The sequence below is a fragment of the Vreelandella subglaciescola genome (assembly GCF_900142895.1).
Taxonomy (GTDB): domain Bacteria; phylum Pseudomonadota; class Gammaproteobacteria; order Pseudomonadales; family Halomonadaceae; genus Vreelandella; species Vreelandella subglaciescola.
In genome coordinates, this window is record NZ_LT670847.1 from 1547267 (window position 1) to 1564125 (window position 16859).

The 16859-nt window shown below is 61.6% G+C and carries 15 protein-coding genes and 1 tRNA gene; 6 read left to right on the top strand and 10 right to left on the bottom strand.

Annotation, left to right across the window (positions count from 1 at the left end; all coding sequences use genetic code 11):
- Nucleotides 1-107: 107 nt before the first annotated feature.
- On the bottom strand, nucleotides 108-347 hold the full coding sequence (locus tag B5495_RS14620) for a hypothetical protein (protein WP_154045238.1): 240 nt from the start codon (nucleotides 345-347) through the stop codon (nucleotides 108-110).
- Nucleotides 348-700: 353 nt separating this feature from the next.
- Between B5495_RS14620 and pcnB the strand changes: the two genes are divergently transcribed.
- The 6 genes from pcnB (at nucleotide 701) to B5495_RS07210 (ending at nucleotide 6110) form a co-directional block, all read left to right on the top strand.
- Complete coding sequence (gene pcnB, locus B5495_RS07185; protein ID WP_079552524.1) at nucleotides 701-2077, top strand: polynucleotide adenylyltransferase PcnB; 1377 nt, start codon at nucleotides 701-703, stop codon at nucleotides 2075-2077.
- Between the two features lie 9 nt (nucleotides 2078-2086).
- Nucleotides 2087-2584 (top strand): 2-amino-4-hydroxy-6-hydroxymethyldihydropteridine diphosphokinase, encoded by a 498-nt coding sequence (gene folK / locus B5495_RS07190; RefSeq protein WP_079552525.1) that lies wholly within the window; start codon nucleotides 2087-2089, stop codon nucleotides 2582-2584.
- 166 nt (nucleotides 2585-2750) lie between these two features.
- Nucleotides 2751-3542 (top strand): 3-methyl-2-oxobutanoate hydroxymethyltransferase, encoded by a 792-nt coding sequence (gene panB, locus B5495_RS07195; protein WP_079552527.1) that lies wholly within the window; start codon nucleotides 2751-2753, stop codon nucleotides 3540-3542.
- 33 nt (nucleotides 3543-3575) lie between these two features.
- Complete coding sequence (gene panC, locus B5495_RS07200) at nucleotides 3576-4427, top strand: pantoate--beta-alanine ligase (RefSeq protein ID WP_079552529.1); 852 nt, start codon at nucleotides 3576-3578, stop codon at nucleotides 4425-4427.
- Between the two features lie 70 nt (nucleotides 4428-4497).
- Nucleotides 4498-4878, top strand: coding sequence for an aspartate 1-decarboxylase (gene panD / locus B5495_RS07205; protein WP_079552531.1), 381 nt, complete (start codon nucleotides 4498-4500; stop codon nucleotides 4876-4878).
- 53 nt (nucleotides 4879-4931) lie between these two features.
- A complete protein-coding gene (locus tag B5495_RS07210; RefSeq protein WP_079552533.1) occupies nucleotides 4932-6110 on the top strand; it encodes an acetyl-CoA C-acetyltransferase in 1179 nt (392 codons plus the stop codon).
- A gap of 8 nt (nucleotides 6111-6118) precedes the next feature.
- On the opposite strand, the gene B5495_RS07215 is transcribed toward B5495_RS07210, so the two are convergent.
- From B5495_RS07215 to B5495_RS07255, 9 genes are all read right to left on the bottom strand, one after another.
- On the bottom strand, nucleotides 6119-7306 hold the full coding sequence (locus tag B5495_RS07215; RefSeq protein ID WP_079552535.1) for an MFS transporter: 1188 nt from the start codon (nucleotides 7304-7306) through the stop codon (nucleotides 6119-6121).
- Between the two features lie 138 nt (nucleotides 7307-7444).
- A complete protein-coding gene (pnp, locus tag B5495_RS07220; protein ID WP_079552537.1) occupies nucleotides 7445-9619 on the bottom strand; it encodes a polyribonucleotide nucleotidyltransferase in 2175 nt (724 codons plus the stop codon).
- Nucleotides 9620-9888: 269 nt separating this feature from the next.
- The gene (gene rpsO / locus B5495_RS07225; protein WP_079552539.1) at nucleotides 9889-10158 is read right to left on the bottom strand and encodes a 30S ribosomal protein S15; all 270 of its coding nucleotides are present in this window, start codon (nucleotides 10156-10158) and stop codon (nucleotides 9889-9891) included.
- Between the two features lie 104 nt (nucleotides 10159-10262).
- Complete coding sequence (gene truB / locus B5495_RS07230) at nucleotides 10263-11234, bottom strand: tRNA pseudouridine(55) synthase TruB (RefSeq protein WP_079552540.1); 972 nt, start codon at nucleotides 11232-11234, stop codon at nucleotides 10263-10265.
- Nucleotides 11234-11656 (bottom strand): 30S ribosome-binding factor RbfA, encoded by a 423-nt coding sequence (rbfA, locus tag B5495_RS07235; protein WP_079552542.1) that lies wholly within the window; start codon nucleotides 11654-11656, stop codon nucleotides 11234-11236. Before rbfA ends, truB begins: the two co-directional genes overlap by 1 nt.
- Before the next feature lie 17 nt (nucleotides 11657-11673).
- Nucleotides 11674-14196: a translation initiation factor IF-2 gene (infB, locus tag B5495_RS07240; protein WP_079552543.1), complete on the bottom strand. Its 2523-nt coding sequence runs from the start codon at nucleotides 14194-14196 to the stop codon at nucleotides 11674-11676.
- A 28-nt stretch (nucleotides 14197-14224) separates the two neighbouring features.
- Complete coding sequence (gene nusA, locus B5495_RS07245; protein WP_079552545.1) at nucleotides 14225-15739, bottom strand: transcription termination factor NusA; 1515 nt, start codon at nucleotides 15737-15739, stop codon at nucleotides 14225-14227.
- 67 nt (nucleotides 15740-15806) lie between these two features.
- Nucleotides 15807-16268 (bottom strand): ribosome maturation factor RimP, encoded by a 462-nt coding sequence (rimP, locus tag B5495_RS07250; RefSeq protein ID WP_079552547.1) that lies wholly within the window; start codon nucleotides 16266-16268, stop codon nucleotides 15807-15809.
- Nucleotides 16269-16700: 432 nt separating this feature from the next.
- Nucleotides 16701-16777 (bottom strand) — tRNA-Met (locus tag B5495_RS07255).
- Between the last annotated feature and the right edge of the window lie 82 nt (nucleotides 16778-16859).

Below are 16859 nucleotides of genomic sequence, written 5' to 3' on the forward strand. Positions count from 1 at the left end.
ATTATGTAATTATCTGAAAATTAAAGGATTGCTAAAAACTGGCACGTCGAATGCAATGTATAGGGTAAGAAAAACAAACAACTTTAACCTACTGGGCCAGGCGGCGATCAATCCTGACGGAGCTCCAACAATAACAATCCAGACGCTGCCTTCGTTCTTGCCTTCAACAATAACAACACGGCAAGACAGCCAAAAATAAAGAGACGAGCCTGCACAATAACAACAACGGGCACTCTCTCGACTTGCACCATGGCTCCCCCAACAATAACAACCGGGGCCAGATGACAAGCCGCCCAGTAGACAACGCGATGCACGCAAAAACGGCCACGAACAACAATAACGGTCATCCGCGTGCCCCCGGCAACAATAATAATAGCCGGGAGGAGAAGCTCGCGATTGGATTATTGTTTTGAATACGAGGCGGTCGGAATCATCCGTGAACCTCACGACTACTACTGACTGCGGTGCGTATTCAGGGCGATGTGCCAACATGAAAAAAACAACAGCAAGGACGCTGACTTATCCGCTTGCAAGGGGAGCCCCATCGGGCTCCCCTTTCTATTTGCGCCCGTCTTTCACGTCCGCTGAGCGGACCTTATTGCGCTTCTGCCGACGCTTGTGCTTTGCAAGGCCAGGGGGGTCGGCTACACTCGATCATTTCTCACGTCATTTTTAACATCCGGCGAGGCAAAATTGCCGCATGTTCAAAGGACTTATCCGCTGTTTAAATCCCGGAGAGCATTTGAAATCCCTCCACCATGAAAACGGCCAGACCGGCCTGACCACACCCCGCATTATTCCCCGCGCCGAGCACCCCATCTCGCGCCAGCACATCAGCGACGCTGCGCTGAAAGTGCTGTACCGCCTTGATGGCGCAGGCTTTGGTGCGTTTCTCGTCGGCGGCTCCATTCGCGATGCGCTGCTGGGTAAAATGCCCAAGGACTTCGACGTGGCCACCAACGCCACGCCGGAGCAGGTGCGCGAGCTGTTTCGTAACTCGCGCCTGATCGGGCGGCGCTTTCGTATCGTTCACGTGCGCTTTGGCCGCGAAATCATCGAAGTCACTACCTTTCGCGGCAAGCCCCAGGATGAGCACGCCGACCACATTTCCCGTCAGTCCGATGCCGGGCTGCTGTTGCGCGATAACGTCTGGGGCAGCATCGAAGAGGATGCCCTGCGCCGTGATTTCACCATCAACGCGCTGTATTACAGCATTGCCGACTTCAGCCTGCACGATTTTGCCGATGGCATTCACGACATCGAAACGCGCACGCTACGCCTGATCGGCGACCCGGCAACCCGCTACCGCGAAGACCCGGTGCGGATGCTGCGCGCGGTGCGCTTTGCCTCCAAGCTGGACTTCACGCTTGACGAAGCCGCCGAAGCGCCCATTTACGAGATGGCGCCGCTGCTGCTGCAGATTCCGCCGGCGCGGCTGTTTGATGAAGTGCTCAAGCTGTTCATGGCCGGTTACGGGCTGATGACGTTTCGGATGCTCAGCCACTACGGGCTGTTCGGCATGCTCTTCCCCGAGGCCGAAGAAGCCATGGCCGATGACTCCCGGGCCGAAGATCTGGTGGAAGCCGCACTGACCAATACCGACCGCCGCATTGCCGACGGCCGCCCGGTCACGCCAGCCTTTTTGCTCGCCGCGTTCTTGTGGGCGCCGGTTGTGACCCGCAAGGCCGCACTGGAAAATAGCGGCATGCCCAGCGTCCCGGCGATGCAGAATGCCGCGCAGCAGGTTATCTCGCGCCAGCTGCACCACACCTCGATTCCCAAGCGCTTTGGCCTGCCCATGCGCGATATCTGGGAACTGCAGGAACGGCTGGCCAAACGCCAGGGCAAGCGCGCCTTTCAGACGCGGGAACATCCGCGCTTTCGCGCCGCCTACGATCTGCTGCTGCTGCGCGAACAGGCCGGTGAAATACCCCAGGGGCTGGGCGAATGGTGGACCGCCTTTCAAGCCGGCGACGAACACGAACAGCGCCGGTTACTCAACAAGGCGGGCAGCGACCCGGCAAGCCAGGGTAAGCGCCGTAAACGCCGCCAGCGCAAGCCGCGCAACGCGGAGTAGGCACGCGCCATGTTATCCACGCCCCCCCGTCAAACGTCGCTGGCCTACATCGGCCTGGGCAGCAATCTTGACCAGCCCCGCCAGCAGGTGGCCACGGCCCTTGGCGAGCTTGACGCGCTGCCGCTGAGCCGGGTGGCGAGCGCCTCACGGCTTTACGCCAGCCGCCCGGTGGGCCCCCAGGATCAGCCCGACTTCGTCAATGCTGTCGCCGCGCTGGAAACGTACCTTTCGCCGCTTGCCCTGCTCGACCAGCTGCAGGCGCTGGAACAGCGTCATCGGCGCCGGCGGGAGCGCCATTGGGGGCCGCGCACGCTGGATCTCGACGTGTTACTTTTCAACACCACGCCCATTGAACATCCCCGGCTTCAGGTACCGCACCCGCACATGCACGCGCGCGCGTTTGTGCTACGCCCGCTGTGTGAAATCGCATCGCACCTGCGCCTGCACGGCCGGCCGCTTGAACAATGGCTGGCAGGCCTCAGCGGCGACGTCACGCCGCTGGCCTGACACCTTGCGCCCTTTTCGCCTACGAACACGGCGTTTGCTACCGTTCGACACACCTCTCGACACCAGCGGCGTATTCGGGTAACAATTAGCGTCCGAATCAAGTAGGCGGCGTTTACCCCACTCGGCGTAGCGCTAACCATCCTCCTGCCAACAGCGAGAGCACGCCATGAAAACCGTCACCCTGAACACTCTGCGCGCGTTCAAACGCAGCGGGGAAACGTTCAGCTGCCTGACCGCTTACGACGCTTCTTTTGCCCAGGTCGCAAGCCAGGCCGGTATAGAAGTGCTGCTGGTCGGCGACTCGCTGGGGATGGTGCTGCAAGGGCATTCCAGCACGCTGCCGGTAACGCTTGACGATATGTGCTATCACACCCGCGCCGCCGCTGCGGGCAAAGGTACGAGCCTGCTGATGGCCGACCTGCCTTTCATGAGCAACGCCACCGTCGAGCGCACGCTCAACGACGCCGCCGCGCTGATGCGTGCTGGAGCCGAGATGATCAAGGTAGAAGGCGAAGCGTGGATGGCCGACGGCGTGCGCGAGCTGACGCGCCGCGGCGTGCCGGTGTGCGCGCATCTGGGGTTGACCCCACAAACCGTCTATCAGCTGGGCGGCTATAAGGTACAGGGGCGCGACGCGGCACACGCCGAGCAGATCATTGCCGATGCCCAAGCGCTGGTTGAAGCCGGCGCTTCAATTATTTTGCTTGAATGCGTGCCGGCAAGCCTTGGCCGCGCGGTCACCGAAGCGCTGGACGTACCGGTGATCGGCATTGGCGCAGGGCCGAATACTAACGGCCAGATACTGGTGATGCACGACGTGCTGGGCGTTAGCCCGGGGCGCGCACCGCGCTTTGTCAAAAACTACATGGCCGAGACGGCAAGCGTGCAGGACGCCTTTGCGCGCTACCACAGCGACGTCAAGCAGCGCGCCTTTCCGGCGTCCGAGCATTGTTTTTAAAACACGGAACACGGGTTTAGTGGTAAACACAATATGCATACCCTGAAAGCCATCCAGGCACTGCGCGACACCCTCGCCGAGCCCCGCCAGCGCGGGCAGCGCATTGCGCTGGTACCGACCATGGGCAATTTACATGCCGGGCATCTGGCGCTGGTAGCCCACGCGCGCAAGCGTGCCGACGTGGTCGTCGCCAGCCTGTTCGTCAATCCGCTGCAGTTCAGCCCCGATGAAGACCTCGACGCCTACCCGCGCACCTTTGCCGCCGATCAGGCCGCACTGGAAAACGCCGGCTGCGACGTGCTGTTTGCGCCCCAGGCTCACACGCTTTATCCCAATGGTCTGGGCACGTCCACCCAGGTTCACGTGCCGGACGTCAGCGAAGGGCTGTGCGGCGGTTCGCGCCCCGGCCACTTCGACGGCGTCGCCACGGTGGTCAGCATGCTGTTTCATCTGGTGGCGCCGCAGTTGGCCTGCTTTGGCGAAAAGGACTACCAGCAGCTGGCGGTGATTCGCAAAATGGTGGCCGACCTGCACCTGCCCATCGAGATTGACGGCGTGCCCATTGTGCGCGCCGACGACGGGCTGGCGCTGTCATCGCGCAACGGCTATTTAAGCGCTGAAGCGCGCACCACCGCGCCGGCGCTGTACCGCACGCTGCGTGCCATGCGCGAACAGCTCGCGCGCGGTGATAACCACGCGGCCGTGCTCGAACAGGGGCACCAGGCGCTGCAAGGCGCGGGCTTTACGCCGGACTATCTGGCCCTGCGTGATACCCGGCTCGATCCGGTCACGGCGCACACCCGCGAGGCTGTGCTGCTGGCTGCGGCCTATCTGGGTTCTACTCGCCTGATTGACAACCTGACGCTCGACCTTCCAGCCTCTTAAGGCACGGGCAGACGGCTTTGCCGCTAGCCCCTACGCTTCTCACGCTTCTCACGCTTCAAAGGATTTTTTCATGCATACCGTCATGCTCAAAGCCAAACTCCACATGGCTCGCGTTACCCACGCCGTGCTCCACTATGAAGGCTCCTGCGCCATCGACGGCGAGCTGCTGGACATGGCCGGCATTCGCGAAAACGAACAGATTCAGATCTACAACGTGGCCAACGGCGCGCGCTTTACCACCTACGCCATTCGCGGCGAGGAAGGCTCAAAGATCATTTCCATCAACGGCGCCGCCGCGCATCACGGCAGCCCCGGCCACCGCATCATCATTTGCAGCTACGCGCATTACGCTGAAAGCGAGCTGGACGCGCACCAGCCGTCGCTGGTGTATCTCAAGGAAGGCAACGACGTCAGCCACACCAGCAACGCCATTCCGGTGCAGCTGGCTTAAGCGCTTTTAACGGGTCACGTGGGGCGTAGCAGAACTCAATTCGGGAGGTTTGCATGCAAGATGTTGTGATAGTGGCTGCCAAGCGCAGCGCCATTGGCACCTTTGGCGGCTCACTGGCCGACGTGCCGGCCAGCGAGCTGGGCGCTCAGGTCATTCAGGACCTGATGCAATCCACCGGCGTGGACCCCGGCCAGATCGACGAAGTGCTGCTCGGCCAGGTGCTGACCGCGGGCACCGGGCAGAACCCCGCACGGCAGGCGGCGATTGGCGGCGGCCTGCCCCACGCCGTGCCGGCGATGACCATCAACAAGGTCTGCGGCTCGGGCCTAAAGGCGCTGCATCTGGCCACCCAGGCCATTCGCTGCGGCGATGCCGAGATCGTGCTGGCCGGCGGCCAGGAGAACATGTCCGCCGCGCCGCACCTGCTGCCCCACTCACGCCACGGCCAGCGTATGGGCAACTGGACAGCGGTGGACTCGATGGTCCAGGACGGCCTGTGGGACGCCTTTAACGACTATCACATGGGCATTACCGCGGAAAATATCGCCGAGCAGTACGCCATCAGCCGCGAAGCCATGGACGCCTTCGCCGCGGCGTCCCAGCACAAGGCCCATGAGGCGATCGAAAACGGCCGCTTTGACAGTCAGATCACGCCGATTGCCGTGCCCGGGCGCAAAGGCCACGTCACGCAGTTTGAGTCCGATGAAGGCCCCCGCCAGCTGACCGCCGAGAAGCTCGCCGGCCTGCGTCCGGCCTTCAGGAAGGATGGACGCGTCACCGCCGGCAACGCCTCGGGCATTAACGACGGCGCGGCAGTGGTCATGCTGTGTTCGGCGGCCAAAGCCAGGGCGCTGGGGCTTGAGCCGCTGGCGCGTATTGCCGGCTACGCCAACGCCGGCGTTGACCCGGCGATCATGGGAATGGGCCCGGCGCCCGCGACGCGGCGTTGCCTGGCCAAGGCCGGCTGGAGCGTTGATGAGCTCGACCTGATCGAAGCCAACGAAGCGTTCGCCGCCCAGGCGATTGCGGTCAACCAGGAGCTCGGCTGGGACACCTCGCGCATCAACGTCAACGGCGGCGCCATTGCCCTTGGCCACCCGATTGGCGCGTCGGGCTGCCGCATACTCGTCACGCTGGTGCATGAAATGCTGGCCCGCGATGCCCACAAAGGCCTGGCCACGCTGTGCATCGGCGGCGGCCAGGGGGTGGCGCTGGCGATAGAACGGCCATAGAACACACCTTAGCGAGCGTGGGTGACCAGCCGCGACGGCGTGCTCAACACCAGCAGTGCGCCGCCCAGAAACAGCGCTGAGGACGCCCACAGGGCGCCGGAAAGTCCGGCGCCATCCACCAGCCGGCCGCCCAGCATCGAGCCAATCCCAATCGACAGGTTGAATACGAACGCCATCAGCGCGGTGGCCGCCTCGGTATTGGGAGCGGTACGCAGTATCCACGTCTGAATGCTGACCGAAACGCTGCCGAACACCCCGCCCCACAGCATCAACAGCACCACGCCGCTGACCGGTGCCACGCCGAGCAGCGGAAAGCTGCCCACCACCGCCAGCAGCACACACGGGATCACCAGCACCGCGGTGTACGGGTGGCGTCCGGCAAACAGGCCCGCCGCCACGTTACCGATAATGCCCGCCGCGCCGTAAAGCAACAGCAGGCTGCCGATGTGGCTGAGCGACACCCCGCTGATGTTTTGCAGCACCGGGCTGATAAAGGTATAGGCGGCAAAGTGGCCAACTACCACCAGCCCGGTGGTGATGACGGCAACCCGCACGCCACGGTTGGTCAGTTGCTGGCCCAGTACGGCAAGGCGCACCGGCTCGCGCGGGGTCAGACGCGGCAGCCAGCGCCACAGCGCGGCAGCCGTCAGCAGGCTCAACCCGCCCAGCGCGACAAACGCTACCCGCCAGTGGCTGAACTCGCCCAGCAGCGTACCCAGCGGCACCCCCAGTACCGAGGCCGCCGCCACGCCGCCAAAGATGATCGTCATGGCGCGGGGCACCTGCTCTGACGCCACCAGCCGTGGCGCAATGCCGCCGGCAATCGCCCAGAAGCCGCCGATACTGACGCCCACCACCGCGCGGGCGGCCAGCAGCAGCCCAAAGCTTTCGGCAAAGGCCGACAGCACGCTGGCAGCCACCATCAGCAGCATTAACAGCGTCAGCATCACCCGCCGGTCGAGCCGGCCAACCGCCACGGGCAGCAGCGGCGCGGAAAACGCCGCCACCACGCCGGGAACGGTAACCATCAGCCCGGCCATACCGGGCGTTACCTCAAGCGAACCCGCCACCTGGGACAGCAGCCCGATGGGCAGCTGCTCGGCGGTTACCAGCAAAAATATCCCGAACATGACGGCCACCACGGCCCACCAGGCATCGGGTGGCGTATCACTGCCGGTCGTTGGTTGTTGTTTCATCACGGCGCTTCCATTACGGGGCTTTCATTACGGGACTTTCATCGCGCGTCTTTTTTCAGGCCCTCTACATTGTTCAGGCCAAACAAAATGCCCCCGCCGCCAGGGGCGACGGGGGCAGGGGCAACACGGCTTCAGCGGTTAGCTGGCGGTTTCAGCTTCGGCTTCGGCTGCGCTTTCTGCCTCGGCTTCAGCGGCGGCAAACGCGGCCTTGTCTTCTTCGGTGATTTCCTTGATCGACAGCTTGACTCGGTTACGGTTGTCAATATCGAGCACTTTCACCACCACCTCGTCGTCTTCATTGAGGTAATCGCGCACGTTTTCGACCCGCTCGGGGACGATTTGTGAAATATGCACCAGTCCGTCGGTCCCCGGCATGATGTTCACAAAAGCGCCAAAGTCGGCAATGCGTGCCACCTTGCCGCGATACAGCTTGCCTATTTCTGCCTCGGCGGTAATCTCGAGCACGGTGTCCACGGCCGCTTTGGCAGCTTTCTTGTCCTCGGCGTAAATGCGCACGGTGCCGTCGTCGTCCAGATCGATGGAGGCGCCGGTGTCGTCGCAGATCTTGCGGATCATTGAACCGCCCTTGCCGATCACGTCACGAATCTTGCCCGAGTCAATCTTGAGGGTAACCATGGACGGCGCGTTATCAGACACCTCGGTGCGGCCGGTACCAATCACCGCGTTCATCTGCTCGAGGATCTCAAGGCGCGCCTTGTGCGCCTGCTGCAGCGCCGTTTCCATGATTTCTTCGTTGATGCCCTCGATCTTGATATCCATCTGCAGGGCGGTCACACCGTCTGCGGAGCCGGCGACCTTGAAGTCCATGTCGCCGAGGTGATCTTCATCACCCAGAATATCGGTAAGCACGGCGAAGCTATCGGCATCCTTGACCAGCCCCATGGCGATACCTGCCACCGGTGCCTTGAGCGGTACGCCGGCATCCATCAGCGCGAGCGACGAGCCGCATACCGAGGCCATGGAGCTTGAGCCGTTGGACTCGGTGATTTCCGAGACCACGCGAATGGTGTAGGGAAACGCCTCTGCCGACGGCAGCATGGCTTCAACGCCGCGGCGCGCCAGACGGCCGTGGCCGATTTCACGGCGTTTGGGGCCGCCCATGAAGCCCGCTTCGCCCACGCAGTATGGCGGGAAGTTGTAGTGCAGCATAAAGCGGTCTTTGCGATCGCCTTCCAGCGACTCGATCAGCTGGGAGTCGCGCAGGGTGCCAAGAGTGGCCACCGCAATCGCCTGGGTCTCGCCGCGGGTAAAGACCGCCGAGCCGTGGGTTTTGGGCAGCGCGCCGACGTCGATATCCAGCGGGCGCACGGTCTGGTTGTCGCGCCCGTCGATGCGTGGCTCACCGCCGATGATCCGCGAACGTACGACGCGCTTTTCCAATGCCGCAAAAGCGATCTTGACGTCGGCCTCGGGGAAACGACTGCCAGCCGGCGCGCCGTCAATCTCGCCCAGCGCCTCCTGAGCCTGGCGCTTCAGCGCAGACAGCGCATCCTGACGCGCCATCTTGTCGGTAATGCGGTAGGCCTCACCGATTTTTGGCTCAAACGCTTCGGCAACGGCGGCGGCCAGCGTCGGGTTGGCGGCCACGGGTTGCCACTCCCAGCGCGGCTTGCCGGCCTCAGCTACCAGCTCGCTGATCGCGCTGATGGCCACCTGCATTTCCTGATGACCGTAAAGCACCGCGCCGAGCATCTCGTCTTCCAGCAGCTCCCGGGCTTCGGACTCAACCATCAGCACGGCGTTTTGGGTGCCGGCGACGACCATGTTCAGCTCGGAGGTGGCGAGTTCTTCAACGGTGGGGTTGAGGAAATAGCCCTGCTCTTCATTAAAGGCCACGCGCGCCGCGCCGATGGGACCGCTGAACGGCACGCCCGAGAGACTCAGCGCCGCCGAAGTGCCGAGCAGTGCGGCGATATCCGGGTCGTGGTTGCGGTCGGTGGACAGCACCGTACACACCACCTGAACTTCGTTCATGAAGCCCTTGGGAAACAGCGGACGAATGGGCCGGTCGATCAGCCGTGAGGTCAGAGTTTCTTTCTCGGTAGGACGCCCCTCACGCTTGAAAAAACCGCCGGGAATCTTGCCCACGGCGTAGGTCTTTTCCTGGTAGTGAACCGACAGCGGGAAAAACGGCTGGCCGGGTTTGGCGTCTTTTTTGGCGACTACGGTACACAGCACGACGGTGTCGTCCATGGTAACCATAACGGCGCCGGACGCCTGGCGGGCAATACGCCCGGTTTCGAGCGTGACGGTGCTACGACCGTACTGGAACGTCTTTTTAACCGGATTCACGGCAACTTCCTTTCGCGTTGAGAGCAACTTGTCTATACGTTTTCGTCGTTTTATAACTCACGGCCATTCTAGGCGCTGCACCGCGCTGCGACCAGCCGTTACCCGGCATAGAGCGCATGGTCGACAAATTAAACGCCAGACACACAAAAACGGGCAGCCCGAAGGCCACCCGTTTGCGCTACGATTTTCGCTACTACGCCCACCACCCACAGGAACTCAGGATAAAGCCCTCGAGGGTACCCGACGCAAAGTACCGGCAGGTACCCGGTTTAGCGACGCAGGCTCAGACGCTGGATGATCGTCTGGTAGCGGCCGTAATCCTTGCGCTTCAGGTAATCCAGCAGCTTGCGGCGCTGGTTTACCATGCGGATCAGACCACGACGCGAGTGGTGGTCCTGCTTGTTGGTCTTGAAGTGATCCTGCAGACCGTTGATGTTGGCGCTCAGCAGTGCTACCTGAACCTCGGGGGATCCAGTATCGCCATCACCACGTGCGTATTCGGTAACAATCTCGGCTTTCTGTTCAGCTGTTAGTGCCATCTTTCTCTCCAGTAAGCAATATGCCTGAAAAATGAATGAGGATGAGACCACGCATACTTGCAGTCTCGGGTAACGTCCGCAGAGCGAGCCGGTAACGGATCGCCCTACGCGTCAGCGGCGCTACTTAACAGCCGCTTCGGCGCCACCGTGGTAACGCCGTCTGCCTTGCCCGCGATGCGCCCCAGACCCACAAAGGCGGTATCGCGGTAAAGCCTGACCGTCGCCTCGTCGGCAAGCTCGCTTGCCGACAAAGCGTTGTCCAGGAAGGCCTTTTGGCCATGAATCAGCCGCTGATAAGCCTCATCATCCAGCGCCAGTGCCGGCAGGTGATCTACCAGCACGTCGGGCGCCATCAATTCGGCTTCTCTTGCGGTTTGATCTGCCAATGCTTCAAGGGCCTCAAGCGTCCATATGCCAGAGGCGTCGAACGGCCCGGTTTCAAGCCGCCTGAGCGCTGAAATATGGGCACCGCAACCAAGGGCGAGGCCGATATCTTCTGCCAACGTACGAATGTAGGTGCCCTTGCTGCAGCGAACCTCAAGTTCGAAGGCGCTGTTCTTCAAAACATCGTTGTCAATAACGGCATCAAACGCCGTGAGGCGCGCATCATACACCGTTATGCGCCGAGCTGCACGCTCAACGTGCTGCCCCTCGCGCGCCAGTTCATAAAGCTTGCGCCCCTGATGCTTGAGCGCCGAGTACATTGGAGGGATCTGCTCGATCTCACCGTGAAAACGCGCTATCGCTTCTGTGACGGTGGCTTCGTCAAGGGCCGGCACCTCGCGACGCTCGATGACGGCGCCCTCGGCATCGCCGGTATCGGTCATCACGCCAAGCTCCACCCGAGTGCGGTAGACCTTGTCGGCCTCCAGCAGGTGGGCGGAGAACTTGGTCGCCTCGCCCAGACAAATCGGCAGCAGGCCGGTTGCCATCGGATCAAGGGTGCCGGTATGCCCCGCTTTTTGCGCCTGAAACAAGCGCCGTACGCGTTGCAGCGCGTGGTTGCTGGAAAGCCCCTGGGGCTTGTCCAGCAACAGCACGCCGTTCACCGGCAACCCGCGACGACGGCGCGCCATCAGCTGCGCTCCTCGCCGTCGCCACCGCCGCTTTCGCCCTCGTTATCGCCGTCAGGATTACGTGCGCGGTCGCTTGCCACGGCGTCTTCAATCAGCGACGACAGCACCTGACCGCGGACCACGCTTTCATCAAAGTGAAAGCGCAGCTCGGGCACGTGGCGCAGCTTCACCCGGCGGGCAATCTGGCTGCGCAGAAAACCGCCGGCGCGCTTGAGCACCTGCAGATTTTCCTTCACCCGTTCGGGCGCCTGCTCGCCCAGCAGCGTGACGTAGACATCCGCATAGCCAAGGTCACGGCTCACGGTCACGCCGCTTACCGTTACCATGCCCAGACGCGGGTCCTTGACTTCCCGCTGGATCAGTACCGCCAGCTCTTTTTGCAGCTGATCGGCAACCCGGTCAGTACGCTTGAATTCCCGCATGTTGACTCCTGGCGACCTTAAAGGGTGCGCTCGACCTTCACCTGGTCAAAGACTTCGATCTTGTCGCCGACCTGAACATCGTCGTAGTTCTTCACGCCGATGCCGCACTCAGTGCCGTTACGGACTTCCTGAACGTCATCCTTGAAGCGACGCAGCGACTCAAGCTCACGTTCGTAAATCACCACGTTGTCACGCAGCACGCGGATCTTCTTGTGACGGTGTACGGTACCTTCGACCACCATACAGCCGGCCACAGCGCCGATCTTCGGCGCACGGAACACGTCGCGCACTTCGGCCACGCCGACGATTTCTTCTTTCCAATCCGGTGCAAGCATACCGCTCATGGCCTGCTTGACTTCGTCGATCAGCTGGTAAATAACGCTGTAGTAGCGCAGGTCCAGCCCTTCGCGTTCGATAATCTCACGCGCGGCGACGTCGGCACGCACGTTAAAGCCGACCACAATCGCTTCACTGGCCAGCGCCAGGTTGGCATCGGTGCCGGTAATACCGCCGACGCCCGAGGACACGACCGCGACCTCCACTTCATCGGTGGAGAGCTCTTCCAGAGCGCCACGGATGGCCTCCAGCGAGCCTTGCACGTCAGCCTTGAGAACCACGTTGACCTTGGCGGTCTCGTTTTTCTCCATCTGGCTGAACATGTTCTCAAGCTTGGATTTCTGCTGGCGGGCCAGGCGAACTTCACGGTATTTGCCCTGACGGAAGTTGGCCACTTCGCGGGCCTTCTTGTCGTCAGCCACGACCATGAAATCATCACCGGCATTCGGCGTGCCGCCAAGCCCCTGGATTTCCACGGGCATGGCCGGGCCAACTTCGTTGACCTGCTTGCCCAGCTCGTTGGTCAGGGCGCGCACGCGGCCGTAATGCAGACCGGCGAGAACGATGTCGCCTTTCTTCAGCGTGCCGTTTTGTACCAGCACGGTGGCCACCGGGCCGCGGCCCTTGTCCAGCCGCGACTCCACGACCACGCCTTTACCCGGCGCTTCGGGAACCGCTGTCAGCTCGAGCACTTCGGACGCCAGCTGGATGGCTTCGATCAGCGCGTCGATGCCTTCGCCGTTTTTTGCCGAGACGTGGACGAACTGGGTGTCGCCGCCCCACTCTTCGGAGATGACGCCGTACTGGGAGAGTTCGTTCTTCACCCGGTCCGGATCCGCGCCGGGCTTATCGATCTTGTTGACCGCGACCACCATCGGTACTTCGGCGGCTTTGGAGTGCTCAATCGCCTCGATGGTCTGCGGCATCACGCCGTCATCGGCAGCCACCACCAGGATAACCACGTCAGTGGCCTTGGCACCGCGAGCACGCATGGCGGTAAACGCCGCGTGGCCGGGGGTATCCAGGAAGGTGGCACCGCCGTTATTACCTTCAACGTGATAGGCGCCGATGTGCTGAGTAATGCCGCCGGCTTCGCCGGTCGCCACTTTCGCCTTACGGATGTAGTCGAGCAGCGAGGTTTTACCGTGGTCGACGTGACCCATGACGGTCACGACCGGCGCACGGGTGATTTCTTCGCCTTCGTAGGACACGCTGTCGAGAATTTCCATCTCCAGCGCGTCGTCCTTGACCAGCTTGGGCTTGTGACCCATTTCCTCGACCACAATCACCGCCGTTTCCTGGTCGATGGTCTGGTTGATGGTGACCGCCGCGCCCATGTTGAACATGGACTTGATCACTTCGTTGGCCTTGATCGACATCTTGTCGGCCAGCTCAGCGACGCTGATCGACTCAGGGATAGAGACTTCGCGCACGATCGGCTGCGTCGGTTTCTGGAAACCGTGCTTGCCGCCGCCTTGGCTGCCACCGCGACGGCTACCGCCACGACGCTCGGCGCGCTTGGCCTTCTTGCCGCCGCGGCGACGCTCTTCGCGATCGTTGCGCGAATCGCTCTCGTCGCGACGGCCTTTTTTCTTGGCCGCGGTCTTTTTCGGCGGCGCGCTGCGGCGATCGGTACGGCCTTCCTTGGGCGGTGCCGGCGGCATGTCGTCGCCTGAGGCGCTGCTGTTGTCAAAGTCGGGCACCGGCACCTGAAGCTCGGTGGGAATATCCGCGCCCTTGGCCTTTTCCGCGGCGAGCGTGCGCTCGGCTTCATCGGCGGCGCGCTGGGCGGCAGCGGCTTTCTGCTCTTCGGCGTCGCGCACTTTGCGTTCGGCTTCGGCGACGGCCATGTCGCCTACCAGCTGGCGCGGACCGCTGTGCTTGGGCTCCGGCGCCTTGGGCTTGTCCTCTTCGGCACCCTTGACGTAGGTCTTTTTCTTGCGCACCTGAACGTCAATGGTTTTGCCGCGCTCGCCGGTCTTGATGCGGCTGCGGGTCCTGCGCGTCAGCGTGATGCGACCTTTATTGGCCTCATCGCCGCCGTGGCTTTTCTTCAGCGAGTTAAGCAGGGTTTGCTTGTCGTCTTCCGACACCGCATCGCTTTCCGCCGTATGCTTGAGACCGGCTTCGTTCATCTGTTCGAGTAGACGGGACGCATCGCGGCCCACCTTCGCTGCAAAATCTTTTACTGTCATGTCTGACATTCTTGACCCTCCTCAGCCCGTGACCTGTTTACTGTGTGTTCGAATCGGATTCGGTTTCGTCTTCGAACCAGGGCGCACGGGCAGTCATGATCAATGCCGCTGCGCGCGCTTCGTCCAACTCTTCGATATCGACCAGATCGTCGACAGACTGCTCGGCCAGGTCTTCCATGGTAACAATGCCGCGGCTGGCCAACGTAAAGGCCAGGTGGCGTTCCATGCCATCCATCGTGAGCAAGTCTTCGGCAGGCTGGGCGCCGTCCAGCGCTTCTTCCGAGGCAATCGCCATCGTCAGCAGCTCGTCTTTTGCTCGTGCGCGTAGCGCGTCGATGAGTTCTTCGTCGAACTCTTCAATTTCCAGCATCTCTTCAAGCGGCACGTAGGCCACTTCTTCCAGCGTGGTAAAGCCCTCATCGACCAGCAGACGAGCAACGTCGTCGTCGATATCAAGGTGCTGGATAAAGGAATCAACCAGGCTATCGACTTCCTCTTCCTGCTTGGAGTCGGCCTCGTCTTCGGTCATCACGTTGATGTGCCAGCCGGTCAGCTCTGATGCCAGACGCACGTTCTGCCCGCTGCGGCCAATGGCCTGGGCGAGGTTGTCTTCGGCGACGGCCACGTCCATGGCTACCGCGTCTTCGTCCACCAGAATGGAGGCGACGTCGGCCGGTGCCATGGCGTTGATGACCAGCTGCGCGGGATTGTCGTCCCACAGCACGATGTCCACGCGCTCGTTTTCAAGCTCGCTGGACACCGCCTGCACGCGCGAGCCGCGCATGCCGACACAGGCGCCGACCGGATCAATGCGCCGATCGTTGGTTTTCACCGCGATCTTCGCCCGCGAACCGGGGTCGCGCGCGGCACCCTTGATTTCGATCAGCTGCTCGGCGATTTCCGGCACTTCGATCTTGAACAGCTCAATGATCAGTTCCGGGCAGGTCCGTGACAGCTGCAGCTGGGCGCCCCGGGCTTCCGGGTCGACCTTGACCAGCAGCGCACGCACCCGCTCGTTCATGCGGTAGCGCTCGCCGTGGATCATTTCACTGCGCGGCAAAAACGCCTCGGCGTTGTCGCCCAGATCAATGATCAGCCCTTCACGGGTGGTGCGTTTGACGATACCCGCAACCAGCTCGCCTTCGCGGTCGGCATACTGACGCACGACTTCGGCACGCTCGGCTTCGCGCACTTTCTGCACGATGACCTGCTTGGCCGTTTGCGCGGCAATGCGACCAAACTCGGCGTTTTCAATCTGGTGTTCAACGATATCACCCAGCGCCAGCGGCGGATCACGCTGCTCGGCGATGGTTTCCTTGATTTCGTAATCGGGGGTTTCAAACTCGTCGTCTTCAACAACCGTCCAGAAGCGGAAGGTGTCGTATTCCCCGCTGCTGCGGTCGATGTGCACCCGCACGCTTGCCTCTTCACGATCAAAGCGCTTGCGCGAGGCGCTGGCCAGCGCCGCTTCGACCGCCTCGAAGATTACATCGCGGGGGACGCCTTTTTCATTTGCGATCGCGTCAACGACCATTAGAATTTCTTTACTCATGCGTTTGCCTCGCCAAAACCTGTCCTTGTGTGCTCAAGCCGGCCAAGCGCCGGTTGCGTCCGCCCGGTCAGTTATCGAACTGCGGCACGATGTTCGCCTGATCAATGCTTTCGATGGGAAAGCAGTATTCTTCACCGTCAAGCTGCAGCAACACTTCGTCGCCGTCGACACCGGCGAGCAGGCCGCTGAACTTGCGTCGTCCGTCGAACGGCGTACGCAGCTTGAGCGCGACCTGATGGCCTTGAAAACGGCTGAAGTGATCGAGGGTATAAAGAGGGCGCGCCATGCCCGGCGAGGAAACCTCCAGACGATACGCCTCGGCAATCGGGTCTTCCACATCCAGAACGGCGCTGACCTGACGGCTGATGTCGGCGCAATCACCCACGCTGACGCCACTGTCACGCTCAATATAAATGATCAGACGTGAATGCTTACCGTGGGAAAGATAGTCAATACCCCATAGCTCAAAGCCCATGGCGGCAGCAACAGGTTCAATCAATGCGTGAAGTGCGGCGTGTTTCGTGGCCACAGACAAAGCTCCTATAGCCGTTGCATCAGGCACCTGGCCAGGAGTTCATGAGAAAAAGCCAGGGGGCTGATTGGCGTTAACCGGAAATGTGCCTCCGGCAACCCGGGAGACATCCGCTAGTGAGATCGTTCTTTTACTGGCCTTGCCCACATGGACGGGTGATACACGCAGCGACAGCGTGGTGTATTACGTTCGCTGGCACAGCGGGCAACCAGGCAGCCAGTGCAACAAAGCCGCTAATAAAAAGGCTGCTAACAAAAAGCCCCTTCACAGGAAGGGGCTTTTTGCGAGAAACCTGTAATACCATTGCCTTGGCTTGTCTATCAAAGCGCCTTGATGGCCTGCTCTGTAGAACTTGCCTGAAGCATCCTGCGCAAATACTTTTCTGACGAATCGTCTGAAAAACTGTACTTGGTTGATGTCTTCAACAAATGGTAGCGGGGACCGGATTTGAACCGATGACCTTCGGGTTATGAGCCCGACGAGCTACCAGACTGCTCCACCCCGCATCAATCTAGGTGGACTATACTAGTCGCTTGCTAATGATTCGTCAAGCTGACTTTTCGCCTCACCTCATTTTATCTACTACTG

What these genes read in the sequence shown, in the direction of transcription:
- B5495_RS14620 (WP_154045238.1), bottom strand. Translation starts at nt 347, where the DNA reads ATGACCGTTATTGTTGTTCGTGGCCGTTTTTGCGTGCATCGCGTTGTC.
- B5495_RS07210 (WP_079552533.1), top strand. Translation starts at nt 4,932, where the DNA reads ATGCAAGATGTTGTGATAGTGGCTGCCAAGCGCAGCGCCATTGGCACC.
- nusA (WP_079552545.1), bottom strand. Translation starts at nt 15,739, where the DNA reads ATGAGTAAAGAAATTCTAATGGTCGTTGACGCGATCGCAAATGAAAAA.
- panB (WP_079552527.1), top strand. Translation starts at nt 2,751, where the DNA reads ATGAAAACCGTCACCCTGAACACTCTGCGCGCGTTCAAACGCAGCGGG.
- B5495_RS07215 (WP_079552535.1), bottom strand. Translation starts at nt 7,306, where the DNA reads ATGAAACAACAACCAACGACCGGCAGTGATACGCCACCCGATGCCTGG.
- panC (WP_079552529.1), top strand. Translation starts at nt 3,576, where the DNA reads ATGCATACCCTGAAAGCCATCCAGGCACTGCGCGACACCCTCGCCGAG.
- rbfA (WP_079552542.1), bottom strand. Translation starts at nt 11,656, where the DNA reads ATGCGGGAATTCAAGCGTACTGACCGGGTTGCCGATCAGCTGCAAAAA.
- folK (WP_079552525.1), top strand. Translation starts at nt 2,087, where the DNA reads ATGTTATCCACGCCCCCCCGTCAAACGTCGCTGGCCTACATCGGCCTG.
- rpsO (WP_079552539.1), bottom strand. Translation starts at nt 10,158, where the DNA reads ATGGCACTAACAGCTGAACAGAAAGCCGAGATTGTTACCGAATACGCA.
- truB (WP_079552540.1), bottom strand. Translation starts at nt 11,234, where the DNA reads ATGGCGCGCCGTCGTCGCGGGTTGCCGGTGAACGGCGTGCTGTTGCTG.
- panD (WP_079552531.1), top strand. Translation starts at nt 4,498, where the DNA reads ATGCATACCGTCATGCTCAAAGCCAAACTCCACATGGCTCGCGTTACC.
- pcnB (WP_079552524.1), top strand. Translation starts at nt 701, where the DNA reads ATGTTCAAAGGACTTATCCGCTGTTTAAATCCCGGAGAGCATTTGAAA.
- infB (WP_079552543.1), bottom strand. Translation starts at nt 14,196, where the DNA reads ATGTCAGACATGACAGTAAAAGATTTTGCAGCGAAGGTGGGCCGCGAT.